The sequence below is a fragment of the Burkholderia seminalis DSM 23518 genome (assembly GCF_902832885.1).
Taxonomy (GTDB): Bacteria; Pseudomonadota; Gammaproteobacteria; order Burkholderiales; family Burkholderiaceae; genus Burkholderia; species Burkholderia seminalis.
Genome location: NZ_CADFDK010000003.1, coordinates 499,721 through 525,568, shown reverse-complemented (window position 1 = coordinate 525,568; position 25,848 = coordinate 499,721). Strand labels below are relative to the sequence as shown.

The window sequence follows — 25,848 nt, the reverse complement described above, 5'->3', positions numbered from 1 at the left end:
CGCGCGATCCGGCTTCGAAGGAGACTCCACGATGACGACCCTGATGCGCAAGCCGGCGGCCGGCGACACCGGCCGCGACTTTCCGCTGTCGGACCTGGAGCAGCGACTGCTGGGCGAGGCGCTGCGGATGCTTGCCGAGACACGCGCCCGGGCGCTGGAACTCTGTGCCGAGGTGAACCGACGGCAAGGCGGCGCCGTGCCCGACGTCCACGACTTCAACCTGCCCGCGATCATCGATCTGCAACGGCGCTTCGGGACGCGGCCTCGTCCGTCGGGCGAGGCCGGCACCCCGGGCGACGGGCCGGTGCCCGGTCGCTTCGCGTAGCCGCCGCTCGGCGGCGACGTCGCCCGGGTCGCTGCGGCGCCGCTTACGCCGCCGACAGCGTGATCGACACGCCCGTCGCCGTGTAGACCGGCGTCGCCTTGAAGCCGTCGACGGTCACCGTCGCGAATTTCGCCGCGCCCGCTGCCGCGTCGATCAGCGCGATGGTGTCGCCGGCCTTCGGCTGATAGCCGTTCACGAACTTCACGTGCAGCGTGCCGCCCGCGACGGTGAACGCGCCGCCCACGCGCAGGCGTCCGCCGCCGTTGCCGTCGATGTCGAGTTCGAGCGTGGCGCCGTCGAGCTGCGTGTAGCGCGTGGCGATCGTGACGGGCGCGCCGGCCGCGATCCTGACGCCGCCGCCTGCGCCGACGTAGACGTCGCCGTTGCCGAACGCCGTCGCGGACGCGGCGGCGAGCGTGCCGCCGCCGACCTGCGTGCCGCCCGTGTAGCTGTTGTTGCCCGCCAGCGTCAGCACGCCGCTGCCTTGCAGCGTCAGCTTGCCCGAGCCGGCGATGTCATTGCGCCACAGGTCGGCGGCGTTGAGGCCGCCCTTCGACGCATCCATCGCGACGGTCACGTTGCCGTTGAATGCGCCGTAGCCGTCGGCGGCCGCGAACAGGTTCAGCCGGCCCCAGCCTTCCGCATCGTCCATCACCGGGTAGCCGGACGGCAGTTCGGTGGTTTTCAGCACGACGCGCCGCTGATCCGCGCCCAGGTACGGGAAACGCGTCTGCAGCAGGATCTCCGCCCCCTTCGCCACGACCGGCGGCGCGCCGGTCGCGTCGAGCGCGCCGAAGCCGTAGGTCATGCGGCGCGCGAAGGCCGTCTTGTTCGTCGTGTAATCGGCGAACCGGTCGGTCGCCGTCGTGCCCGAGCGCGCGAATGCCTGGAACGTCGCGTCGGTCGTGCCGGTGAGCTGCTGCAGCGTCTGGTGCGCCTGGCCGTAGGCGGCCTGCGCATCGTTCGCGTACACCGCGAGATTGGCCGCGCTGATCGCCAGCGCGAGCATGCGCCCGCCGATCACGTCGAGCGGCGAGTGCATGCCGGCGAGGATGCGGTTCTCGCCGAGTTCGAGGCCGCGGCCGACCATTTCCTGGAAGCGCTCCGGCACGAGCCACGCCATCGTCACGGCGTCGCGCATCGCTTCCGCCTGATGGCCGCTGATGAAACCGCCGTCGGTCGCGGGCGTCGTGCTTTCCGCGGGCACCAGCGTGGGGTCGACGACGACGCTCGTGCTCCAGCGGTACGGCCGCGCATATTTGTAGAAACGTTTCGAGGGTTCGGTCGACGCGTTGTTGCCCATTTCATTGAGCAGATCGACGACTTTCCCGAAGCTCGCGTTCGCGCTGCCGCCCACGCCCACGTTGTTGCCCGTGTCGTTGTACAGCACGCTCGTCGCGTCGGCCGGCACGCTGGTGATGCTGGTCGTCTGCTGGGCGGCGGTGCGCCAGGCCGACGTGAGCGGCCCCATGCCGTCGGTCACGCTGTAGCCCTTGCCGCGCCGGTCGTCGTAGTACGCGGCGTCGGCCTGCTGCGGCGTGCGTGCGGTCGTCGCGTTGACCACGTATTGCACGTTCGCCTGCAGCGCCGCGTCGTTCAGGATCGTGCCGCACGGTGTGCCGTTGCCGGGCAGCCCCGTGCAGGTCGACGGCGAGATGGCCGGAAACGCGCCGTTGGCCGGCGCGGTCACGCCCGCATCGACGAGCATCGTCGACGGCTGCCAGAGGTCCAGGAAGCGGCTGACCACGCGCACCGCGGCGTTCGTCGACAGCGTCGCGTAACGCGCGTCGCCGCGCTGGTTGGTCGCGATATTGTCGACGAATGCGGGCACGCTCGGAACCGGCGCGCTGTCGACGAAACCGGGATCGGCCGGCGGCGCCGGGATCGCGGCGTTCGTCGAGGGTGTGGCGACCACGTCGTCGCCGCCGCCGCACGCGGCCAGCACGACCGCGGTCGACAGGGCTGCGACGTGCAGCGGGAGACGGCTCGATGACACAAACATGCAAGACTCCATCCTGGGTGTGAAAGATGGCGCATTGTCGTGGCCGATCGTGACGCGATGGTTACGAATCGGCTGTGCGTCACGAGCGATGCATGGATCGAACCCGCCGACGGGTTTGTTTACTCCGATATCCTAAACGCGGTACGGATGGCGGATCGATCCGGCCGTCACGCCGCTTGTTCGTTCCGCGGCGACGGCGCGTGACGGACGCGGTTGCGTCCGTCACGCTTGGCGGCGTACAGCGCGAGATCCGCCTCGCGCGACCACGCGTCGACGGACGCCGGCCATCCGGCGCGGGCGGTCGCGCAGCCGATGCTCACCGTGAAGGCCGGCACCGGGTCGTCGAACCCGTCGAGGCGGTTGCGTTCCACTTCCCGGCGGATCGCCTCCGCCACCTTCGCGGCGCCGCGTTCATCGGTATCGGGCAGCACCGCGACGAATTCCTCGCCGCCGTAGCGCGCGGCGAAGTCGCCGCGCCGCTGCGTGTGCGGGCGGATGCAGGCGGCGAGGAACCGGAGCCCCGTGTCGCCTCGCGCGTGCCCGTGCCGGTCGTTGTACTGCTTGAAGTGGTCGGCATCGATGAACAGCAGCGACAGGCTGCCGTGGCCGTTTCGATGCAGCCGCTCCCACTGGTCGGCCAGCGCGAAGTCGAGCGCACGCCGGTTGTGCAGGCCGGTCAGCGGATCGGTGCGGCTGAGGCCGGTCAGCAGCGTCTGCTTGCGCAGGTTGTCCCGCAACGCGAAGGCGAGCAGCCAGACGACCGCGCAGAAAAGTGCGCACAGGAGCGACGCCGATATGCCGACCGACCATGACATGCGGATGAAGCCGTCCAGCACGTCGCCTTCGGCCGGCGCGACGACGGCGATCAGCGGTGTGCCGGGCACCCGCTGGAACGTATACAGGCGCAACGTTCCGTCGATGCGCGAATGCGCCGCATAGAAGCCCGAGTCCTGGTTCAGCATGCGATCGAAGGTGTTCGAACGGCGCAGGCGGACCATCTGGTGGTCGTTCAGCGACGGGTTGCGGGCCAGGATGGTGCCGTCCGCGCGCAGGACCGCGCTGATGCCGTGCGGCCCGACGTCCAGCCGGGACAGCAACTGATCGAAATAGGCGAGGTCGATCGCGACCACCGCGATCCCGTTGAACGTGTGGTCCGGCTGTTCGATGCGCCGCGAGAGCGCGATCGATTCCTTGCCGCCGCGCGAGCGCGCGCGATAGGCCTCCGACACGTAAAGGCCGACATTCGGCGCGTCGCGATGGACCTTGAAATAATCGCGATCGCTGAAGTTCCAGTGGTGGGACGGCCCGCAGCACGCGTCGATCAACTGGCCGTCCCGGTCCGTCACGCCCATCCCCGTCACGTATTGCGCGGCCGAGCGCTGGAACAGCAGATCGTGCCGCAGCCCGGCGTCCATGTGCCGGACCGCCGGCTTGCCGAGGTCGGCGGCGAGCGCGACCAGTGCGTTGTTGGACGTTTCGACGGTCCGCGCGATCTCGCTCACCAGCACGGCGGCGACGTTGCGCGAGGTTTCGTGCGCATGTTCGACCACTTCGCTTCTCGTGGCCCAGAGCGTGATCGCGCTGATGCTCAGCGCCGCGAGCGACATCAGCGTGCCCAGCGCGCCGACGACGAGGTAGTGTCGTCCCGCCCAGTCGGCGATTTTCTCGATGGAGGTGGATGCGGACATGCTGGCGCTCGCGGGGAAGGCCCGGCGCGATGAACCGGGCTGCGCTTAAATCCGGGTTAACGGCAGGTCCGCGGGGAAATCGAGGGTCGTGTGCAACGCAAATGGGCGGGGCCCGGCCGCAAACGTGTGCGGCCCGTGAGGCCAGGCCGGGAACGGCTCGACCCGGCGGTCCGGCGCGGGGCGGCGCTCGATCCCGACGCGGCGATCGGGCATGTGGCCCGCACCCGGCTCGGATGCGTCGGATTCCGTCTTTGTTTCGAGCAATAGGGCATCCCCGGGACGCCCGACGAAATCGGGAGGAGTATCAGGGTCGTCTGGCTGAAGCGCCGATTCGTTCCGGCCCGGCCGCGTCCGCTTCGGCGTCGAACGAAGCGTCCGCGCCGCGCACACGCTTGAGCGCCCCGGCCAGCTTCTCGATCGCGTGCAGGTCGAGCGTATCGAGATGCTCGCGCACGCGCTGCACGAAGGCCGCGTAACCGTGCTCGTCCGCAACCTGGCCGAGCCATGTCTCGATATCGGTGAGCCGCCCGTCACGGGCCAGCAGGATCAGTGCGTCGAGTGCATCGTCGGGCGGGCCATCCATCGCGGGCGCGACGCGTTCCGGCCCGGCCTCGTCGCCCGGATGAAACCGCCGGACGAGTTCCGACACCGGCACGAGCGCGTGCCCGAGCGCCGGTGCGACGACCGGGAACGAGAACGCGGTGCCGACGCCCGGCTGGCTCGCGACGGCCAGCTCGCCGCCCATCGCGCCGACGATGCGCTGCGCGATGAACAGGCCGAGCCCGGTTCCGCCGTTCACGGCCTGTACCTGCTGGTACGCGCGGAAGATGTCGCGGGTGCCGCTGATGTCGATGCCGATGCCCGTATCGGCGACCTCGAACAGCAGGCGCCACGCATTACCTTCGCGCGCCGCGTGCACCGACAGCGTGACCGTCCCGTCCCGCGTGAACTTCGACGCGTTCGACAGCAGGTTGAGCAGCACCTGCTGCAGCCGCATCCCGTCGATCGATACCATGCGCGGCAGCGGCGTGGCCGGCCGGTAGACGAACCGGTTGTCCTGTTGCGCGCACAGCGCGAGCGCATAGTGGCCGATGTCGTCGAGCAGGCCGGGCAGGTCGGTCGCGTCCGGCGCCACACCGAGCGGCTGCAGTTCGGCCTTCGTGAACGCGAGCAGTTCGTCGATCAGCGTGAGCTGGTAGCGGATGCTGCGGTCGATCGACCGGATCAGCCGCGCCTGGCTGCGCGTCGCGCTCTGCAGCAGCAGCTTCGCATAACCGTTGATCGTCGACAGCGGCGCGCGCAGGTCGTGGCTCACATAACCGAGCGTCTCGATCTTCTGCTGCATGTGGGTCGTCACCTGCTGCAACGCGTCGTTGAGCGCGACCGTGCGTCTCGCGACTTCGTCGCGCAGGCGATCCTGTTCGGTGAGCTGCCAGTGTTCGAGCCGCTTCCTGGCCTCGGTGCGCTGGCGGCCCACGTGGTGGATCCACGCGGCCAGCACCAGCAGGTGCGTGGCGAGCCCGACGATCGCGATGACGGGGTTCGGATAGATATCGGACTTGAGCCAGGACAGCAGCGGCGGCAGCGCGTCCATGCCGTCGAGCACGCGGATCAGCATGTTGAAGGTGGCGAACGCGATGGCGATCAGCATCACGCGGCCGGTCGGCGTCCGGCGGATCGCGAGCATCAGCGCGAGGCTGATGTTGACGATCCCGAGCACCGCGTTCAGCCGCAGGCAGAACCACGTGAAGGTCAGCAGGTCGCCGCCTGCGGCGCCGGCCATGCCGATGCATTCGAGCGCGAGGAACGCCATGTAGACGGCGCGCAAGGGCAGCCTGGCCTGTTCGCGCCGGGCGACCGTCAGGATGAAGACGATGAAGCAGGCGATCGCCGCGTACACGGCGATCACCTCGCCGCGCGCCGACCACTCGCGCAGTGCGGGCGGCAACGCCATGGCCACGTAACCGCGGTAAGCGGCCTCGAACAGCGTCGTGCCCAGCGCCATCGCGGCCAGTACATGGAACACGCCGCTGCGCGAAAAGAACCCGATCAGCAGCGCGCACCACAGGAGCGCGAGCAGGCCGCCGAAGAAACCGAAGTCCCACATCGTCGCGCGCCGTTCCTGCGCATCCCATGCCGCGCGGGTGAACGCGGCCGGCGCGAGCCGCATTTCCTTGCGCGACGTGACGCGGATCAGCACGGGGAGGCTTGCGCCGGCGGGCAGCGTGACGTCGAGTACCGGGTAGCGCGACGGCTGACGGGCCGCGTCGCTGCCGGCGTCGGCAGCCGGGAAGCGGCTGACGAGCGTCCAGCTGCCGTCCTGGCCGACATGGAAGTCGGCGTGGTCGATGCGCGCGTCGCGAATCACCAGCACCAGCGGACGCGCGACGCTGCCGCGGTTGGTCAGCGTCGCCCGGACCCACCATGCCGACCGCGAGAACTCGACGTTGAACGTCGACGTGCTTGCCGCAGGCGCGCGTCGAGCGGGCCCGGCGAGGCGCGCGGCGACCTGTTCGGCCGTCATCGTCGTGCTCGCGTCCTCGAACACCGATACGCCGTCCAGTTGCGCGGGGTTCGGCGTCGATGCCGCGCGGGCCGTCGCGCAGGTGACGGCCAGTGCGATCACAAGCAGCAGCACCGCGCGCCATCCGGCTGCCCACGCCGCGTGTCGCCTACGCATCGCCGTGGCGCCCCCCCTGTGCGGCCGGCGTGTCGCCGGTGTGGCGCTGGCGCCGCCAGTCGGACGGCGTGATACCGAAACGTTCGCGGAACGCCGTCGCGAAATTGCCGGGCGTGGAAAAGCCGATTTCCTCGGCGATGTCGCCGATGCCCATCGATGTATCCGACAGGAAGTGCATCGCGGCGCGCAGGCGCGTGTCGCGCAGGTACTCGAATACGGTCTGGCCGAGCTGGTCGCGGAACACGCGGGACAAGCGCTTTTCGTGCGTACCGACCTGCTTCGCGAGATCGTCGAGCGCCGGCGGATGCCGCAGGTCACGCAGCAGCACGTCGGTCGCCGCGCGTACGAGCGCGGCGTCGGGGTGGTCGGGTAGCTCGGGCAAGTGCGCGAACGGCTGGCTGCGCCGCGCGCGTTTCAGGTGATTGCGGATCCGCGCGATGACTTCCGCCGGCTCGAACGGCTTGACGATGTAGTCGATCGCGCCGGTTTCGAGCCCGGCGATCCGATCCTCGAGCTCGCCGGCCGCCGTCAGGATGATCACCGGGATCGCTTGCGTCGACGGCGTCGATGCCAGCAGCCGCGACGCGGCGAATCCGTCCATGCGCGGCATGCGGACGTCCATCAGGATCAGGTCGGGCGCGATGGCCTGCGCACGGTGATAGGCCTGCAGCCCGTCGAACGCCACGCTGATCCGGCACCGCGCCGCGCGCAGGATTTCGGTCAGGAGCCGCAGGTCGTTCGGGCGGTCGTCGACGACAAGAATATGCGCGCCCGCGAGATCCGGCGTGGTACGAGGCGGCGCCGAACTGGGCAAGCGGGATGGCATGGTGGCGGACGCGAGGGAAGGGTGGTCGGTCGGATTGAAAGCATCGCAGTGGGTGCGATTGTTGCGAAAAATTATATGTCGACAACAATACCGATTGTGAGGATTCCGTGCGGACTGTGTGGGCTTATCCGCCGGGACACTGAACGGTTTCGGCAGCGTTACTAGACCGGAAGAAATGGAGTGGAAAAACATGCCGAGCCGTCTTTTTAATTTCGGTCTTTATTTCCGATTTTTATGGATTATGTGATCGAATTGGCCCGCGGAATAAATTAGGGTGAATTGTGTCGAGAGGTGATGTCTTTCGATTTGAAACAGGCGCTTCGAATCGGCGCTCGTCCGGTTGATTTTTTTGGTTGGCCGGTCAGGATTTGTTTTGATGAAAAACCGATTTCGAGTGGAAATGTATGAATGTAAATATCATCCGCTCTGGAAAAGGATTTTTCCGCTCGGGAAAAGGTTTGTTTGAACGGATGACTGCACACTAGCTCCGGCGCGGCTGGAATCGGTTCTTCGAGGGGAACGGATGTTCGTGGATTCCTTGCCGCTGCCACGTTCGGATGTTGCGATATTCAATGTGACATCGAATGATGGCAATTCTCAGAATTTGAGAGTGCGATGATGAACAAGAAAATTGGCACGAGGGTAATACAAATTTCATAATTTTCCGAATGTGTTCGTATACAAGAAAAGCGGAATGATTGTGAGATTGGTTCGGGTGTGACGCATCGACAAGAAAAATCGTCAAGAAAATTCGATCGACTCAATCGATGCGGGGGCCGTTCTGCAAGTCGGGCGATTTTTCCGGAAATCCGGAAAGCGCTCGACTGCCGGCGGAGAGGGTGAGCGGCTGCGCATGGTCCGCCCGACGGTCTGATCCGTCGTGGCGCGATCGCGCGGCGCGTTCTCGAATCAGGCGGGCACGAAAAACATGAATACGACAGGCATGACAGGTCAACGCACCGGTTCGAACGGACCGGATGCGCATGCTTCATACCCGGGGACCACACGGCGTCATCCTCCTCCTGAATGAATCGTGACGAAAGCCGCCCCGGGTTCGGGGCCGGCTTTCGTTCATCCGGCGTCTGAACGGCGCCTTCCCATGAAATTCAAGGTCGCCGCCGGCTCGGCGCGACGGCGCGCGCACGCGAATCCGCGATGCGCGGGGCAGCGTGCCGCCGTCTTCGCGTGCCATCGGCTTCCATGATCCGATAACCGGCGAGTGCCGCCGCGCAGCGTGCCGACGCGCGCGTGCGGCGTGCCGTCGCGCGATCGCCGTGGCGATCGTGATTGCCGAGCAGCGTTGTTCGATCGTTTAGTTAGCTATCCAAAGTGAATCGCGAAGCGTCGCGACACGGGCGAGGAGGCGGGCCGATGCATCATCGCTTGCCGTCGCGCTCGCTGCTGCGTCATCCAGCACATGAGAACCGAGGGAACACAAGATGAACAAGTCGTTCAAGTCGATCTGGAACGAAGCACTGGGGGCCTGGGTCGCGGCGTCCGAGCTTGACCGTGCGCGCGGCAAGCGGGTTGCGTCGTCGGCAGTCAGGTCCGGGCATGCCGCGAGCGAGGGCGCCGCGAGCCGCGCGGGCCGGTCTTCGATGCCGTCGCCGCGGCGATTGGCCGTGCTGATGGCGTCAACTTATCTTGCGTTGTTCCATGCGGGCGCGCACGCGCAGTATGCGCAGGATGGCGGCTCCGCGACCGGCGGCGTGAGCTCGATCTCGATCGGCGTCGGGTCGAGTGCCGCGCAGCAGAATTCCACCGCGCTGGGCAACCTGTCGACGGCGCAGGGCGTGTCGGCCACCGCGCTGGGGCCGGGCGCGCATGCGATGGCGGACGGTTCGACGGCCGTCGGCATCAATTCGCAGGCGACCGGTGTCAATAGCGCGGCGTTCGGTGTGCAGGCGATCGGGTCGGGCGCGTTTTCGGTTGCCGTCGGTAATGCAACGCAGGCGACGCAGTCCGGTACGGTGGCGATCGGCAGTGGCGCGACCGCGAGCGGCACGTCCGCCATCGGGCTCGGGAACAATGCGACGGCCTCCGGTCAGAGTGCGGCTGCGCTCGGACTCGGCGCCGTTTCGTCGGGTATCGGCAGCGTCGCGCTTGGTTTTTCGGCGCAGGCGACCAATCAGGGCGCGGTTGCGCTCGGCAACCAGTCGACGAGTTCCGGCGCTGCCGGTGTCGCGGTGGGCAGCGGTGCGCTGACGACCGGCAATTCGTCGATCGCGATGGGTGTCAACAGCGGCGCGAAGGGTGCAACGTCGATCGCGATCGGCTGGGGCGGCACGGCCGGCGTACCGGGCTCGGGCACGCAGTCGCTCGGCACCAGCTCGATCGCGCTCGGCTCCGCCACGACTGCGGGCGCCGATCAGGCAATGGCACTCGGCCTGAGCGCCAATGCGTCGGGCGTCAGCTCGATCGCGGCCGGCGTGCAGTCGACCGCGACGCAGCAGTTCGCCGTCGCGCTCGGCAATCTCGCGCGCAGCAGCGGCATTTCGGCGACCGCACTCGGGTCCGGCGCGACGGCGTCGGCCACGAATGCGACGGCGGTCGGTATCAACAGCGTCGCGGCGGCGAGTTCGACCGTGGCGATCGGCGATTCCAACTCGGTCGCCGCGGCGGCCGGTGCCGGTTCGGTTGCCGGCGGCTACGGCTCGAAGGTGCTGGGCGGTACCGGCGCAGTCGCGCTCGGCTTCGGCCAGACCGTGAGCGGCAACGGCGCGGTAGCGATCGGCGATCCGAGCACCGCGATCGGCACGGGCGCGGTCACGCTGGGGGCGAACAACACCGCGAACGGCGACGGGGCGGTGGCGATCGGCAATACCAACAACGCGCAGGGCACTGGTTCCCTCGCGCTCGGCAATACGTCGACGGCGGCAGCAGCGGGGGCGGTCGCGTTCGGCGCCTCGGCCGTGGCGAACAATGCGAACGATGTCGCGCTCGGCTCGGGCTCGACGACGGCCGCGCCGAATCCGACGGCCAGCGCGGTGATCGGCGGTGTCACGTACAACTTCAACGGTACGTCGCCGACCAGCGTCGTCAGCGTCGGCGCGGCGGGTACCGAGCGCCAGATCACCAACGTCGCGGCCGGACGGATCAGTTCGTCGAGCACGGACGCGATCAACGGCTCGCAACTGGCCGCGACGAACCTGGCGGTCGATTCGCTGTCGACGTCGACGGCATCGAGCATCACGTCGTTGTCGACCTCGACGTCCACCGGGTTGTCGTCGGCAACCAGCGCGATTTCGTCGCTGTCCACGTCGACGTCGACGGGCATCACGTCGCTCTCGACGGGCCTGAGTTCGACCAACAGCACGGTGACGTCGCTGTCGACGTCGACCTCCACCGGGTTGTCGTCGGCGAATAGCGCGATCACGTCGCTTTCCACATCGACGTCGACGGGCATCACGTCGCTGTCGACGGGCCTGAGTTCGACCAACAGCACGGTGACGTCGCTGTCGACGTCGACGTCCACCGGGTTGTCGTCGGCGAACAGCGCGATCACGTCGCTTTCCACGTCGACGTCGACCGGCATCACGTCGCTGTCGACGTCGACGTCCACCGGGTTGTCTTCGGCAAACAGCGCGATCACGTCGTTGTCGACCTCGACGTCGACGGGCATCAGCTCGCTGTCTACCGGCCTGAGTTCGACCAACAGTTCGGTGACGTCGCTGTCCACCGGATTGAGCTCGACCAACAGCGCGGTCACGTCGTTGTCGACCTCCACGTCGACCGTCGTCGGGTCGTTGTCGACGGGCCTGAGTTCGACCAACAGTTCGGTCACGTCGCTGTCGACGTCGACCTCGACGGTCGTCGGTTCGCTGTCCACCGGCCTGTCGAGCACGAACAGCACGGTCACGTCGCTGTCGACCTCCACGTCGACGATCGTCGGTTCGTTGTCCACCGGCGTCGCGTCGCTGTCCACCGGCCTGAGCACGACGAACAGCAGCGTGACGTCGCTGTCGACGGCCACGTCGTCGAGTATCGGCTCACTGTCCACCGGCCTCAGTTCGACGACCAGCTCGATCTCGTCGCTGTCGACGTCGACGTCGACGACCGTCGGCTCGCTGTCCACCGGCCTGTCGAGCACGAACAGCAACCTGACGTCGCTGTCCACCGCGACGTCGACGGGCATCGGCTCGCTGTCGACGGGCCTCAGCTCGATCGCGTCGAACAACACCAACCTCGGCAACAGCACGGCGGGCGCGATCGGCGGCGGCGCGACCTATGACCCGACGACCGGCACGATCTCCGCGCCGTCGTACGTGACGTACAACAGCGACGGCACGACGACGGTCAACAACAATGTCGGTTCGGCGGTCGACAACATCAACGCGCACGGCATCAAGTACTTCCACGCGAACTCGACCGCGCCGGACAGCCAGGCGCTCGGACTCGACAGTGTCGCGATCGGTCCGAACGCCGTGTCGAAGGTCGACGGCAGCATCGCGCTCGGCGCCGGCTCGGTAGCCGATCGCGCGACGGTGCCGACGTCCGGCACGATTCGCAACGGCAGCGCGTCGATTCCGTTCAACACGACCGACCAGACGCTGCTCGGCGCGGTGTCGGTCGGCGACGCGACGAGCAAGACGTACCGCCAGATCACCAACGTCGCGGACGGCACCGGCCAGCAGGATGCGGTCACCGTGCGACAACTGGCGGGCGCGCTGCAATCGTTCGCGGTCACCACCACGAAGTACTTCCACGCGAACTCGACGGCCGTGGATTCGCTCGCGGTCGGCGCGGAATCGGTCGCGGTCGGCCCGACGACGGTCGTCAACGGCGACAACGGCGTGGGCATCGGCAACGGCGCGATCGTCGATGCCACCGCGCCGGGCGGCGTCGCGATCGGGCAGGCGGCGAGCGTCGCGCAGGCCGATGCGATCGCGCTCGGCAGCGGGGCGACGGCCACCGGCGCGCAGTCCGTCGCGCAGGGCGCGAACGCGGTCGCGGCGAGCGTGGGCAGCGTCGCGCTCGGGTCGGGCGCGCACGCCACGGCGACCGATGCGCTCGCGTTCGGCGCCGGCGCGTCGGCGACCTATGCGAACAGCGTCGCGCTCGGCGCGGGTTCGCTGACCACGGTCGGCGCGCAGACGAACTACATCGCGTACGGCCTGAGCAGCCCGCAGTCGTCGGCCGGCGAGGTCAACATCGGCAACCGGCAGATCACCGGCCTCGCGGCCGGCAAGAACGGCACCGATGCGGTGAACGTGTCGCAGCTCGACTCGGTCGCCAACCAGTTGACGACGCTGATCAACCAGCGCACGTCGAACCTCGGCGGCTCGTACACGACGAATCCGAGCGGCACGAACGTGCCGCCGGGCTCGACCGGGTCGAACTCGTCGGCGGGCGGCTCGGGCGCGGTCGCATCGGGTTCGAACAGCACGGCGGTCGGCAACGGGGCGCTCGCATCGGGCAACGGCTCGACCGCGATCGGCGTCGGGTCGATCGCGTCCGGCAGCAATTCGGCCGCGATCGGCACGGGCAGCAACGACGGCGGCCGCTCGAACGTCGTGGCGGTCGGCTCAGCGGATTCGGCGCGCCAGGTCGTCAACGTCGCGGCCGGCACGCAGGGCACCGACGCGGTCAACGTGAACCAGCTGAACGCGAGCGTCGGCAACACGCTGTCGCAGGCGAACAGCTACACGGACGGTCAGGTCGCGAGCTTGCGCAACAGCCTCGACAGCTACCGCCGCGATGCGGACGGCGGCACGGCGACGGCGATGGCCGTCGCCGGCCTGCCGCAGCCGTCCGGCCCCGGCAAGAGCATGGTCGCACTGGCCGGCAGCGTGTATCGCGGCCAGTCGGGGCAGGCGCTGGGCATCTCGACGATTTCGGAGAACAACCACTGGATCTACAAGGCGGCCGTCTCGACCAACACGCGCGGCACGTATGGCGCGGTGGTCGGTGCCGGGTATCAGTGGTGAGCCGCGGCGCGCGCCGTTTCCCTTCCATTCAGACAATGGCAAACATGAACGCAAATCTTGCAAAGTTCGCGGCCGCCGCACTGGTCGCCGCCGCCGGCCTGACCGGATGCGCCACGCAGCAGGGCGATCCGCCGTTCCCGTCGCCCGATACGGCCACGCTGCCCGAAGGCACGTATCCGAATCTCGCGAACCTGGCGCAGGTGCAGCCGGGCGTGACGAAGAACCAGCTGTACGAACTGCTCGGCCCGCCGCATTTCCACGAGTGGATCTTCCACGTGCGGACGTGGAACTACCTGTTCCAGTTCCGCGACGCGGGGAAGGTCGCGACCTGCCAGTATCAGGTGCGGTTCGATTCGGATAGCCGCGTCGCGAAGACGCGGTGGGACAAGCCGGAGTGCGAGGCCTTCGGCGGGATGGGGGCGGCGGGCAACGCAGGCTGACGCGGCACGGCCGGTTCTCGGGCCGGGCGGCGGGCGTCGATGGCGCAGGGTCCATCGGCGCCCGCCACCGGGCGTCGGGTCAGTGCCTGAGCACGCACACGGCCACGATTTCGTACCCGGGGTCGGCATGCACGTGCGCCGCCTTTTCCGCTTCCTCATACGAACGAAACGACGTGGCATCTTCAACCGCCGGTGCCATGCCGATATCGCCATCCTCGGCGGTGCAGAGGAACTGCTCGCCGGTCTTCACGACGTAGACGGACAACATGACGCCCTCCATCGTTTGCAGGGGGAATTCCAGTCTAGCAGGCCGGAAAAGGGGCGCGGGCGGTTCGTGGCGGCCTGTTCGCGAGGCCGCGGCCGGCGGGTTTGCCGCGTGCCGCATCGGCCCGGCGCGCGATACGGGCCCAAAGGCGTGCACAATACGCGGATGCAGACTGCCGACCTCGCACACCTCGTCACCGTCACCATGCCCTTTGGCAAGTACAAGGGCCGGCTCATCGCCGACCTGCCCGGGCCTTATCTCAACTGGCTGACCCGTGAAGGCTTCCCGCGCGGCGAAATCGGCCGGCAGCTGGCGCTGATGCACGAAATCGATCACAACGGCCTGAGGGACTTGCTGGAACCGTTGCGCACGCGTTCGTCGTGAGCGACGCCGCTTTCGCCAGGGCGCTTGCCGGCCGTTCCCCGGACGCCTGCCCATGACGCCCGCAGGGTCGTCATGGAAAACTGTATGAATATACAGTATAGTACCCGTCGAACTCGAGCCGCACAGGTGCAACCCTTGCGGCGCGTGCGCCGCGCCTGCGGATATCCGCCGCAGCGTTCCGGCACCGTGAATTCCGGCTAACTCATTCAGACGGGCAGGCAAATTGTCATCCAGCAATCTGATCCGCATTCGCGGAGCACGTCAGCACAACCTCAAGAACCTCGATCTCGACCTGCGCACCGGCGAAATGACGGTCGTCACCGGCCCGTCGGGCTCCGGCAAGTCGAGTCTCGTGTTCGACACGCTGTATGCGGAAGGGCAGCGGCGCTACGTCGAAACCTTCAGCGCGTACGCGCGCCAGTTCCTCGACCGGATGGACCGCCCGCAGGTCGAGCGCGTCGACGGCGTGCCGCCCGCGATCGCGATCGACCAGACCAACCCGGTCCGCAGTTCGCGTTCGACCGTCGGCACGATGACCGAGTTGAACGATCACCTGAAGCTGCTGTACGCGCGCGCGGCCGAGCTGTTCGACCGCCAGACCGCGCGGCAGGTGCGGCACGACACGCCGGAAACGATCTACGCGGATCTCGTCGCTCGCACGCGGGCGGACGATCCGCGCGTCGTCGTCACGTTCCCGGTCGAATTGCCGGAAGCGGTGTCCGACGAGGAAATCGCGCAGTGGCTGTCCGCGAGCGGCTATACGCGCGTGCAGGCGCAGCGTGAAGTCGCGTCGCCCACCGGGCCGCGCAAGATGCTCGACGTGGTGGCCGACCGCTTCCGCGTGCAGGAGGCCGACAAGGTGCGCGTGGTCGAGGCGATCGAGGCGTCGCTGAAGCGCGGCGGCGGCCGCGTGAACGTATACGTGCTGGCCCCCGAGGCCGAACATGCGGTCGCCGAGCCGCAGGTGTGGCGCTTCTCCACCGGGCTGCACGATCCCGACAGCGACCTGCGCTACGCGGAACCGCAGGCGGCGCTGTTCTCGTTCAACTCGGCGTACGGCGCGTGCGAAACCTGCCGCGGCTTCGGCCGCGTGATCGGCGTCGATCTCGGCCTCGTGATTCCGGACGCGCGCAAGACGCTGCGCGGCGGCGCGATCAAGCCGATGCAGACCCCCGCATGGAAAGAGTGCCAGGACGACCTGATGCGCTACGCGGCGAAGGCCGGCATCCGCCGCGACGTGGCGTGGTCCGAGCTGACCGACGCCGAACGCGACTGGGTCGTCAACGGTTCGCCGGACTGGAACGGCAAGTGGCAGAGCCAGTGGTACGGCGTGAAGCGCTTCTTCGGCTATCTCGAATCGAAAGCGTACAAGATGCATATCCGCGTGCTGCTGTCGAAATACCGCAGTTACACGCCGTGCGACGTGTGCGGCGGCGCGCGCCTGAAGACGGAATCGCTGCAATGGCGGCTCGGCTCGAAAGAGAATGCCGACGGCGTGCTCGCGCCGGCCGAGCGCTTCATGCCGCGCGGCGTCGACTGGAGCCGCGCGCAGCTCGAGGCGCTGCCGGGCCTGACCGTGCACGACCTGATGCTGCTGCCGATCGAGCGCATCCGGCGCTTTTTCGACGGCATCAGCCTGCCGAGCGCGCTGCTCGACGATGCGCTGAAGCTGCTGCTCGCCGAGGTGCGCACGCGCCTGAAATACCTGTGCGACGTGGGGCTCGGCTACCTGACGCTCGACCGGCAGAGCCGCACGCTGTCGGGCGGCGAGGTGCAGCGGATCAACCTGACGACGGCGCTCGGCACGTCGCTGACCAAAACCCTGTTCGTCCTCGACGAACCGAGCATCGGGCTGCATCCGCGCGATCTGACACGGATCGTCGAGGCGATGCAGCGGCTGCGCGACGCGGGCAATACGCTGGTCGTCGTCGAGCACGATCCGTCGGTGATGCTCGCGGCCGACCGGCTGATCGACATGGGGCCGGGTCCGGGCGAGCGCGGCGGCACGATCGTCTACGACGGCACGCCGGCCGACATCCGTTCCGCGCCCACGCTGACCGGCGAGTATCTCGGCGGCCGCAAGCAGGTCGCGCACGCGTCGAACTGGGCGCGCCGGGCGGTCGACGCGCATACGCCGCGCATCGTGCTCGAAGGCGCGAGCGAACACAACCTGCGCGACGTGACGGTCGAGATTCCGCTGCAGCGGCTCGTCTGCGTGACGGGCGTGTCCGGTTCCGGCAAATCGACGCTGCTGCAGGACGTGCTGTATCCGGCGATGGCGCGGCACCACGGCAAGGCGACCGAGTCGCCGGGCGCGTACCGCAGCCTGACGGGCGCGGACCAGGTCGGCGACGTCGTGTTCGTCGACCAGTCGCCGATCGGCAAGACCACGCGCTCGAACCCGGCGAGCTACGTCGGCGCGTTCGACGAGATCCGCAAGCTGTTCGCGAAGGCGCCGCTCGCGCTGCAGCGCGGCTACGGCGCCGGCACGTTCAGCTTCAACTCGGGCGACGGTCGTTGCCCGACCTGCGGCGGCTCGGGCTTCGAGCACATCGAGATGCAGTTCCTGAGCGACGTGTACCTGCGCTGCCCGGACTGCGACGGCAGCCGCTACCGCGCCGAGATCCTCGAGGTGCGCATCGAGCGCGACGGCCGTGCGCTGAACATCGCCGACGTGCTCGACCTGACCGTCAGCGAGGCGGCCGCGTTCTTCGCGACCGACGCCGAGGTGCTGCGCGTGCTGCAGCCGATCGTTGACGTCGGCCTCGAATACGTGAAGCTCGGCCAGCCGGTGCCGACGCTGTCGGGCGGCGAGGCGCAGCGCCTGAAGCTCGCCGGCTTCCTCGCCGAATCCGCGGCGGCGGCCAACGGGCGCCGGGTCGCGACGGAAGAGGCGCGCATCGCGCGCGCGAAGCTGTTCATGTTCGACGAGCCGACCACCGGGCTGCACTTCGACGACATCGCGAAGCTGATGCAGGCGTTCGGCAAGCTGCTCGCGGCCGGCCATTCGCTGATCGTGATCGAGCACAACCTCGACGTGATCCGCGCGGCCGACTGGCTGATCGACCTCGGCCCGGAAGGCGGCGACGGCGGCGGCCTCGTGCTGTGCGCGGGCACGCCCGACGACGTGAAGGCCTGCGCCGAATCGCACACGGGCGTGGCGCTGCTGCAGTACGACCGCGCGATGGACGCCGAGGCGGCGCTCGCCGACGAAGGCGTGCCGCTGCAGGCCGTGCTGAACGCCGCGCGCGAGCGCCGTGCGATCGAGGGCGAGGACGTCGTGCGGATCGTCAACGCGCGCGAGCACAACCTGAAGGCGCTCGACGTCGACATTCCGCACGGCAAGTTCAACGTGATCACCGGCGTGTCGGGTTCCGGCAAGTCGACGCTCGCGTTCGACATCCTGTTCCACGAAGGCCAGCGCCGCTACCTCGAATCGCTGAACGCCTATGCACGCTCGATCGTGCAGCCGGCCGGGCGGCCCGAAGTCGACGCGGTGTACGGCATTCCGCCGACCGTCGCGATCGAGCAGCGGCTGTCGCGCGGCGGGCGCAAGAGCACGGTCGCGACCACGTCCGAAGTGTGGCACTTCCTGCGGCTGCTGTACGTGAAGCTCGGCCTGCAGCATTGCATCCACGACGGCACGCCGGTCACGTCGCAATCCGTCGAATCGATCGCCGCGCAGCTGCTGCGCGATCATCGCGGCGAGCACGTCGGATTGCTCGCGCCGCTCGTCGTGAACCGCAAGGGGGTGTACACCGATCTCGCGAAGTGGGCGAAGGCGCGCGGCAGCACGCATCTGCGTGTCGACGGCGAGTTCGTGCCGGTCGATCCGTGGCCGAAGCTCGACCGCTTCCGCGAGCACACGATCGAATTGCCGGTCGCCGATATCGTCGTGTCGCCGGACAACGAAGCCGAATTGCGCCGCAGGCTCGACGAGACGCTCGAGCTCGGCAAGGGCGTGATGCATCTGCTCGCGCCGCTCGACGGGCTGCACGATGCGATGCGGAACGACCATTCGACCGCGCGCGTCGGCACGGTCAAGGTGCTGTCGGTCAAGCGTGCGTGCCCGGTATGCGGCACGAGCTATCCGGAGCTGGACCCGCGAATGTTCTCGTACAACAGCAAGCACGGCTGGTGCACGACCTGCGTCGGCACCGGCGTCACGCTTACGCGCGAACAACGCGCCGCGTACGACGACACGGTACTCGCCGAGGACGGCCGCGGCCGCGAGCAGACGCTGCCGTCGGACGAGCAGGAACCGGAAGGCGTCGGCAACGAGCCGTGCCCGGACTGCGGCGGGACGCGGCTGAACCCGACCGCTCGCGCGGTCACGTTCGACGCGCATCCGATCGTCGAGGTCGCGCAGTGGACGGTGTCGGACACGCGCCGCTGGATCGACGCGCTCGAACTTACCGGGCGCGACGCGCAGATCGCGCGCGACATCGTCAGCGAGATCGGCAGCCGCCTCGCATTCCTCGAGGAAGTCGGGCTCGGTTACCTGAGCCTCGACCGTGCGGCGCCGAGCCTGTCGGGCGGCGAAGCGCAGCGCATCCGGCTCGCCGCGCAGCTCGGCAGCAACCTGCAGGGCGTGTGCTACGTGCTCGACGAGCCGACGATCGGCCTGCATCCGCGCGACAACCAGATCCTGCTCGACGCGCTGCGCAAGCTCGGCGACAAGGGCAATACGCTCGTCGTCGTCGAACACGACGAGGACACGATCCGTCGCGCCGATCACATCATCGACATCGGCCCCGGCGCCGGCAAGCGCGGCGGTGCGCTGGTCGCGCAGGGCGCGGTCGCCGATCTCGCCGCGCAGGCCGACTCGGTCACGGGTCGGCTGCTCGCGCGGCCGATGACGCATCCGCTGCAGCCGCGCCGTAGCGTGAGCCTGCCGGGCAAGAAGGGCGGCGCGGCCGTGCCGGAAGCGTGGTTGACCGTGCACGGTGCGCGGCTGCACAACCTGCGCGACGTCACGGTCGGCATTCCGCTCGCGCGGCTCGTCGCGGTGACGGGTGTCAGCGGCTCGGGCAAGTCGACGCTCGCGCGCGACGTGCTGATGACGAACCTGCTCGACGCGGTCGGCCGCTCGGTGCTGTCGTCGCCCGCCACACGGCGCGCACGCAAGGCCGCGCAGCAGGACGCGCCGGCGGCCAACCGCCGCTCGAGCGTGCTCGCACGCAGCGCGCCGCGGCCGTCGCTGAACGTCACGCACGCGTGGCAGGGCTGCGCGTCGCTGAGCGGCTGGGAGCAGATCGATCGCGTGCTCGAAGTCGACCAGACGCCGATCGGCAAGACACCGCGTTCGTGTCCGGCCACCTACATCGGCGTGTGGGACACGATCCGCAAGCTGTTCGCGGACACCCTGGAGGCGCGTGCGCGCGGCTATACGGCGTCGCGGTTCTCGTTCAATACCGGCGACGGGCGCTGCCCGGCGTGCGAAGGACAAGGCGTGCGCACGATCGGCATGAGCTTCCTGCCCGACGTGAAGGTGCCGTGCGACGTGTGTCACGGCCAGCGTTTCAATCCGGAGACGCTCGCCGTCACGTGGCGTGGCCGGAACATCGGCGACGTGCTGACGATGGAGATCGACGAGGCGGTGGAATTCTTCGCGCCGATCTCGAACATCGCGCATCCGCTGCAGCTGATGAAGGACGTCGGGCTCGGCTACCTGACGCTCGGCCAGCCGTCACCGACGTTGTCCGGCGGCGAGGCGCAGCGCATCAAGCTGGTCACCGAGCTGACGAAGGTGCGCGACGACATCACGCGGCGTGGCCAGAAGGCGCCGCATACGCTGTACGTGCTCGACGAACCGACGGTCGGCCTGCACATGGCGGACGTTGCGAAGCTGATCCGCGTGCTGCACCGGCTCGTCGATGCGGGGCATAGCGTCGTCGTGATCGAGCATGATCTCGACGTGATCGCGGAAGCCGACTGGATCATTGACCTCGGGCCGGAGGGCGGTGTGGGCGGCGGCACGATCGTCGCGGCGGCGCCGCCCGAAGCGCTCGTGAAGGTCGGCGCGAGCCATACGGGGCAGGCGCTCAAGCCGGTGCTGGCGCGCACGACGGCGGACGAAGGGGAAGCCGAGCGCGAGGGAGAAGCGCGCGTCGGTTGAGCGCGGGGCTTCCATTCGGTCGACGGCCGCGGTGTCTTGCCGGACACCGCGGCCGTTTCATTTCGTCATGCGCGTCCGGTCAGGCGACCGGGGCGACGGATGCGCCCGCGATGCCGTGCCGACGCAGCGATTCGGCGACGAAGCCCGACGCCTTCATGTCCTCGACGAAGGCGTTCAACACCGCGGCGGCGGCTTCGCCGCGGCTCTTCGGTACGCCCATCGCCTGCCGGATCTCCATGAAGCGCGCGTCGAGCAGGCGCAGGCCGGTTGTCTTCGCGGCGTCGGCTTCGAGCTGCTGCTTCACGCCGGCGGCGACTTCCAGATGCTGTTCGAGAAACGTCGGCACGACGGCCTGCGATGTCGGTGCGCGCACGATCCGGGCGGCTTTCAGTTCGCGCGTGAGGAACAGGTCGTACGCGCTGCCCTTGCCGACGGCCACGCGGTTGTGCGGCTGGTCGGCGTCCGCGTTGGTGCGGATCGGCGATGCGTCGGGTACGAGATAGAAGCCTTCGATCAGCACGTACGGTGCGGTGAACGCAACCGTTTCACCGCGCAGCGGATCGACCGCGAAGAAGCCGAAATCGGCGCGTTCTTCAGTCAGCGCCTGCACCGATTGGCCGGCGGTGTCGAATACGACGAGTTCCAGCTCGGCCGACAGGCGCTCGGCGAATGCGCGCGCGAGGTCGATCGAGGCGCCGAACGGTTCGCCGGTCGCCGGATCCCGGTTCGCGAGGATCGGGTTGCCGAGGTTGATCGACGCGCGGAGCTTGCCGGTGGGGGTGAAGGCGGAACGGACGGAGGAAGCGATGGGCATGACGGGCTCTCGTTGGGGCGTGGGCGGGCGGATGCGATTGCGTACCGCCTCGCAGCTTATCACCAGCCCCGGGCCCGGGCCGGTATGCCGCGGGCGAGCCGCTGCAAACGTCAGTCCGGCATCCCGTCATGGGGGCCGAGCGGCCTGTCGGGCCAGTCGACCCAGCGATCCGCGCGGGTCCGTTCATAGGCCTCGTTGAGCGGGTAGCGAATGCGGTTGTCGTCGCGCGGGCGTTCGCCGATCACCATCAACCGGACTTCGTCCTTCGTATTGTTGATGAAGGTGTGGCAGATGCCGGTACCCGCGGGAAACGCGACCGAATCGCCTTCGGCGACCGGATGAAGCACGCCGTCGATCCAGACGTCGGGCTTGCCTTCGAGCACGTACACGAATTCCTGCTCGGTGCTTTCGGCATGCGGGTACGACGTCCGCCGGCCCGGAAGCAGCCTCACGTGATGAATACCGATGCGCGTGATGCCGAGCGCGGCGGAAAGCGGGGCATCCAGTGCCATCGGCTCGGTATCGCCGCGATAGCAATGCGCATCGGGTTCTTCGAGTTCGGTCCAGTGCTTGATGAAATCGGGGCGGCTCATCGGCGGTTCTCCGTGGGGACGAACATCGATGGTAGCGGTTTGGCGTCCGGGTGGACACGGGTCGCTCAGTGCGTCGCGACACGGTCGACGAAATCCGCCAGATCGCGATTGAAGCGCGCCGGTTCCTCGATGAAAGGCGCATGGCCCGAGTTCGCGTACAGTCGGATTTGAACGCGCGGCGCAATGGCCTTGGCACGGGCGATCGCCCCGTGGGTGTTCACCAGCGCGTCGCGTTCGCCATAGAGCAGCAGTACCGGCACGCGGGTGTTGCCGAGGCCTTCGGCCGCCGCCACCGTCATCGACGGCACCGCGCGCTGCATGTCCCATGAAGCCATCGCCGCGTTCGCGAGCAGCCGGTCGGCCGTGGCGGTGTCGGGCTGCGTGTGGAAGCACTGGCCGAGAAATGCGCGTTCGCCATCGAGGTGCGTCTTCAGGTCCGCGGAGATCATGTCGCGATAGATGTCCGCATGGGCGACGAGCTGATCCGCCTTCAGTTCGATCACTCCGTCGACATAGACGGCTCCCGCGATCCGGCTATCGCCATGAGCGGCCAGGTAGTTCGAGATGACGGCGCCACCCAGCGACCATCCGACCAGTACCGGACGGTTCGCATGCGATGACGCAATGACGGCGGCGAGATCGTCCGCCCAGCGCCGCCCGTCGAGATAGGCGGCGGTTCCCGCCGGCTTGCCGGACAGGCCGTGGCCGCGCAAGTCGTACGTGATGATGCGATACCGCTGAAGCAGCGCGCTGTCGACCTGGGCATCCCAGTTCAGATGACTGCCGAGCAAGCCGTGAATCAGCACGATCGCCGGCCCGGACGGGTTTCCCGATTCCTGGACGGCAAGGGTGACGCCGTCCGGCGCGGTCACGGTATAGTTTGTTGTCGCGGCGCCGGCCGCAGATGTCACCGCAAGCGCGGCGAGCATGGCCACCAGTGTTGAAAGCACGTGACGCAAGAGGGTGTGGGGCATGATCGGTGTTCGAGAATCGTTGAGATGCCCACGAGTTTCAACCCTGACACTGATGTGAGGGTCAAGCGAAAGCTGCTATGCTTTTTCCATGACTCGATCTCCCGGACAAAACCTGCTGACCATTGGCGAGCTTGCGCGCCAGACCGGCGCAAGCGTGCGCTCGATCCGTCATTACGACGAGCAGGGGCTGCTCACGTCCGTTCGCGCGAGCAATGGTTACCGCGCGTTTCCTGCCGCAGCGGTGACGCAGGTCAGGCAGATTCAGCGGATGATCGCAACGGGTTTCAGTCTGGCCGAGATTCGTTCGTTTCCCGACTGCATGCGCATGATCGAAGGCGCGGGCGCATGCCCTGAAACCACTGATGCCCAGCGCAAACGACTGGCGTCGATCGAACGTCAGATCGCGGATCTCGAACGCCGTCGCGCGCGGTTGCTCAAGACCTTGGCCGAGGGGGCCGTGCCGCCGTTGGATTGATGTCCGGGAATGAGCGGGCAGGCCAGTGCTCATCATGCAGGGATTGCAGGATCTTCAGGTGGGCTCCGCGGATGCGCAACGGTTGAAACAGGCAAATCCCGCCGTTGAACTCGTGCTTGTCGCCGACGCCAACCACGTGCTCAAAGCGGTACATATGGCTGACCGTCGAGCAAACCTCGCGGCTTATTCTGATCCCGATCTCCTGTTGGCGGACGGTATCGTCGAAAGGATTGCCGCGTTCGTGTGGAAATCAACGACCGGGCAGCGGTAGGTAGTCGAATGATCGTCAATTGGCATTGCCTGCGCGTCTAAATGGATCGGCAAGTCGATGCGCGAGGATGAGCGTCCGCTTTCATAATCTTGATGGTCGCCTCAGGGGGCTGTAGCGGTTCTGTACATCTGTCGGCTGCCGGCCAGGAACAGTCCTTCGAAATCGCGTTGCGAACGCTAGTTAATGATCGGAAGCTGTCACTTGACACAGCGATGGCCACCTTGGCGTCTTTGACTACCGCTGACTAGGGGAAAGCGCTCAGGTTGCTTTCGGACAACATGTGCCGTTGGTGATTTAAACTTGCATCTCGCGATGCTTCGGGCCTTGACGCGCGAATCGAACTTAAAAAAACGGGGAAACAAAATGGCTGACGAAAAATCATTCGATCCAAACCTGCTGGCTCTTTGCGTTGCGCTCGATACGATGGCAACGTCAATAAAGAACGTACCTGAACAGCGGCAACTCAACGAGGCATTTGGCTGGAACATAGTCGGAGTGAGTCGGGATGATATCGTCGCCCTGATTAACTCGCTTTCGAACCGGATTCGAAAACAGGCCGACGTCGAGCTCCCCGATGACGTTGCGGCGCGCATCCAGGGAATGACCAAGGGTCTCAACTTCGCAATCGGAAATACCGTCCCTCAAGCGTTTAGTGGCAATGCTGTCCACGCAGTGCCTGCGTTGCTGCTCCTGTTGGAGACACTGAATTCCTTGCTTACCGACGCGCTTCAGTGGCCAACACATCCCGACTTGTATGCGATTCCTCCTCAGTTGAAGCGTCGGATCAACGCAGCCGAAACACGGGTCAGCTCGGTCGAAGATAAAACAGGCGACTTGGAAACGAAGGTGGGACAGATTCTGGCTGCTCATTCAGCAGCGGAGTCTCTTGATATCGATCTTGCTGCGCTTCACGAGGCAAGAGAGAGAACCAAACAATCCGAAGCTGATGCACGGGTGGCACAGCAAGAAGCTAGAAAAGCTCTGGCCGAAATCTTGGAAGCGGCTCGCTCAATGCAGCAGCATCAAAAAGACGCTGCAGCAGTCGTTGAAAAATGCGAAGACGCTTACCGAATTGCGACATCCAAAGGACTGGCAGGAGCCTTTGATGATCGCGCGAACAAGCTTAACGTTTCCATTCGATGGTGGACCGGTAGCTTGTTGCTCACGCTAGCAATGGCGGCGGTCATTGGGTACGAACGTGTTCGTGCTTTGAACGGGCTTCTCTCAAGCGCCACACCGACTTGGGGAGCTATTGCTCTGCACCTCGGCGTATCACTGGTAAGCGTCGGTGCGCCTTTTTGGTTTGCATGGCTGGCAACAAAGCAAATCGGTCAACGATTCCGATTGGCTGAGGACTATGCATTTAAGGCTTCGGTATCCAAAGCGTACGAAGGGTACCGGAAGGAGGCTGTAAGAATTGATCCTGCGTTTGAAAATCGCCTGTTTGCATCCACATTGTCGCGGATGGAGGAAGCACCGCTGCGTCTGCTAGCAGATGAAAAGAATCACGGGAGTCCGTGGCACGAGCTGGTTCATTCCAAGGCATTCGAAAAAGCGGTCGAGCTGGTGCCCGAGCTCCGGGCGAAAGTGATCGACATCGCGGGAAAGTCGAAAGCAAAAACGGAATCCGCTGATGTTGATGAGCCGTTACCTGCCGCGAAAGGATAACTTTGAATAAAGCCCGCTCGCCATCCAAGCGATATGCCTGCCGTCGTTGAGCGGTACGCGCGAGGGCAAGCGACACTGTCGCTATGGAGCAGCTTGCTGATTTTGGGCATACAAAGCTGAAAGGCTGATCCGGGCCGCAAGGAGCCTTTCGCCCCGGCTCCGCGCGGACACTCGATGTTGTGCGGGGTTACTTGCAGACATCGCCGAACGGCATGATAACGAGATGCCTGCGTATCACGACAGCATGCCTGCGCAGCCAAACTCAGGCTCCGCCGAACGCGTGACCGCGACTGTCCGCCGTGCAAGTGCGTCCCGGGCGAGTTGACACCTATCGGCGTGCAGCTTCACGCAGCGATGCAGCTGGTCGGTCCCGAACGGCGACCTGATGGCGCGTTATA

The 25,848-nt window shown here is 66.9% G+C and carries 16 protein-coding genes; 8 read left to right on the top strand and 8 right to left on the bottom strand.

The genetic code is table 11. From position 1 onward, the window contains the following. Nucleotides 1-31 precede the first annotated feature (31 nt). Entirely contained in the window at nucleotides 32-325 is a 294-nt protein-coding gene (locus tag HWX00_RS12915) for a hypothetical protein (protein WP_051701118.1), read from the top strand. 43 nt (nucleotides 326-368) lie between these two features. Here the strand turns inward: HWX00_RS12915 and HWX00_RS12910 are convergent, their stop codons facing one another. From HWX00_RS12910 to HWX00_RS12895, 4 genes are all read right to left on the bottom strand, one after another. Continuing rightward, nucleotides 369-2,327 (bottom strand): phosphatase PAP2 family protein, encoded by a 1,959-nt coding sequence (locus HWX00_RS12910; RefSeq protein ID WP_175027704.1) that lies wholly within the window; start codon nucleotides 2,325-2,327, stop codon nucleotides 369-371. Between the two features lie 167 nt (nucleotides 2,328-2,494). Next, nucleotides 2,495-4,015 (bottom strand): sensor domain-containing diguanylate cyclase, encoded by a 1,521-nt coding sequence (locus tag HWX00_RS12905; protein WP_175027705.1) that lies wholly within the window; start codon nucleotides 4,013-4,015, stop codon nucleotides 2,495-2,497. 304 nt (nucleotides 4,016-4,319) lie between these two features. Beyond that, entirely contained in the window at nucleotides 4,320-6,695 is a 2,376-nt protein-coding gene (locus HWX00_RS12900) for a sensor histidine kinase (RefSeq protein ID WP_124608732.1), read from the bottom strand. Beyond that, on the bottom strand, nucleotides 6,688-7,521 hold the full coding sequence (locus HWX00_RS12895) for a response regulator transcription factor (protein WP_059562620.1): 834 nt from the start codon (nucleotides 7,519-7,521) through the stop codon (nucleotides 6,688-6,690). The genes HWX00_RS12900 and HWX00_RS12895 overlap by 8 nt, the downstream gene beginning before the upstream one ends. Before the next feature lie 1,439 nt (nucleotides 7,522-8,960). Between HWX00_RS12895 and HWX00_RS12890 the strand changes: the two genes are divergently transcribed. Next, complete coding sequence (locus HWX00_RS12890; protein WP_175027706.1) at nucleotides 8,961-13,448, top strand: YadA-like family protein; 4,488 nt, start codon at nucleotides 8,961-8,963, stop codon at nucleotides 13,446-13,448. A 44-nt stretch (nucleotides 13,449-13,492) separates the two neighbouring features. Continuing rightward, nucleotides 13,493-13,888, top strand: a complete 396-nt coding sequence (locus HWX00_RS12885) for an outer membrane protein assembly factor BamE (protein WP_175027707.1) — start codon at nucleotides 13,493-13,495, stop codon at nucleotides 13,886-13,888. A 79-nt stretch (nucleotides 13,889-13,967) separates the two neighbouring features. Here HWX00_RS12885 and HWX00_RS12880 read toward each other — a convergent pair whose 3' ends face one another. After that, entirely contained in the window at nucleotides 13,968-14,156 is a 189-nt protein-coding gene (locus tag HWX00_RS12880; RefSeq protein ID WP_034192021.1) for a hypothetical protein, read from the bottom strand. Nucleotides 14,157-14,318: 162 nt separating this feature from the next. Between HWX00_RS12880 and HWX00_RS12875 the strand changes: the two genes are divergently transcribed. Together HWX00_RS12875 and uvrA are read left to right on the top strand one after the other, a co-directional pair. Continuing rightward, nucleotides 14,319-14,537 (top strand): DUF3820 family protein, encoded by a 219-nt coding sequence (locus tag HWX00_RS12875; RefSeq protein ID WP_175027708.1) that lies wholly within the window; start codon nucleotides 14,319-14,321, stop codon nucleotides 14,535-14,537. Nucleotides 14,538-14,760: 223 nt separating this feature from the next. Further along, nucleotides 14,761-20,655 (top strand): excinuclease ABC subunit UvrA, encoded by a 5,895-nt coding sequence (gene uvrA, locus HWX00_RS12870; RefSeq protein ID WP_175027709.1) that lies wholly within the window; start codon nucleotides 14,761-14,763, stop codon nucleotides 20,653-20,655. 79 nt (nucleotides 20,656-20,734) lie between these two features. Here uvrA and HWX00_RS12865 read toward each other — a convergent pair whose 3' ends face one another. The 3 genes from HWX00_RS12865 to HWX00_RS12855 all read right to left on the bottom strand — a co-directional run bounded on the left by HWX00_RS12865 (nucleotide 20,735) and on the right by HWX00_RS12855 (nucleotide 23,036). Then, complete coding sequence (locus HWX00_RS12865) at nucleotides 20,735-21,469, bottom strand: ABC transporter substrate-binding protein (RefSeq protein ID WP_175027710.1); 735 nt, start codon at nucleotides 21,467-21,469, stop codon at nucleotides 20,735-20,737. Nucleotides 21,470-21,579: 110 nt separating this feature from the next. Beyond that, nucleotides 21,580-22,062 (bottom strand): cupin domain-containing protein, encoded by a 483-nt coding sequence (locus tag HWX00_RS12860; RefSeq protein ID WP_034191798.1) that lies wholly within the window; start codon nucleotides 22,060-22,062, stop codon nucleotides 21,580-21,582. A 65-nt stretch (nucleotides 22,063-22,127) separates the two neighbouring features. Then, nucleotides 22,128-23,036, bottom strand: coding sequence for an alpha/beta fold hydrolase (locus tag HWX00_RS12855; protein ID WP_175027711.1), 909 nt, complete (start codon nucleotides 23,034-23,036; stop codon nucleotides 22,128-22,130). An 88-nt stretch (nucleotides 23,037-23,124) separates the two neighbouring features. Between HWX00_RS12855 and HWX00_RS12850 the strand changes: the two genes are divergently transcribed. The 3 genes from HWX00_RS12850 to HWX00_RS12840 all read left to right on the top strand — a co-directional run bounded on the left by HWX00_RS12850 (nucleotide 23,125) and on the right by HWX00_RS12840 (nucleotide 25,450). After that, a complete protein-coding gene (locus tag HWX00_RS12850; protein WP_034191796.1) occupies nucleotides 23,125-23,511 on the top strand; it encodes a MerR family transcriptional regulator in 387 nt (128 codons plus the stop codon). A gap of 34 nt (nucleotides 23,512-23,545) precedes the next feature. Then, entirely contained in the window at nucleotides 23,546-23,782 is a 237-nt protein-coding gene (locus tag HWX00_RS12845) for a hypothetical protein (protein ID WP_175027712.1), read from the top strand. Between the two features lie 363 nt (nucleotides 23,783-24,145). Beyond that, nucleotides 24,146-25,450 (top strand): hypothetical protein, encoded by a 1,305-nt coding sequence (locus HWX00_RS12840; protein ID WP_124669995.1) that lies wholly within the window; start codon nucleotides 24,146-24,148, stop codon nucleotides 25,448-25,450. Nucleotides 25,451-25,848 lie beyond the last annotated feature (398 nt).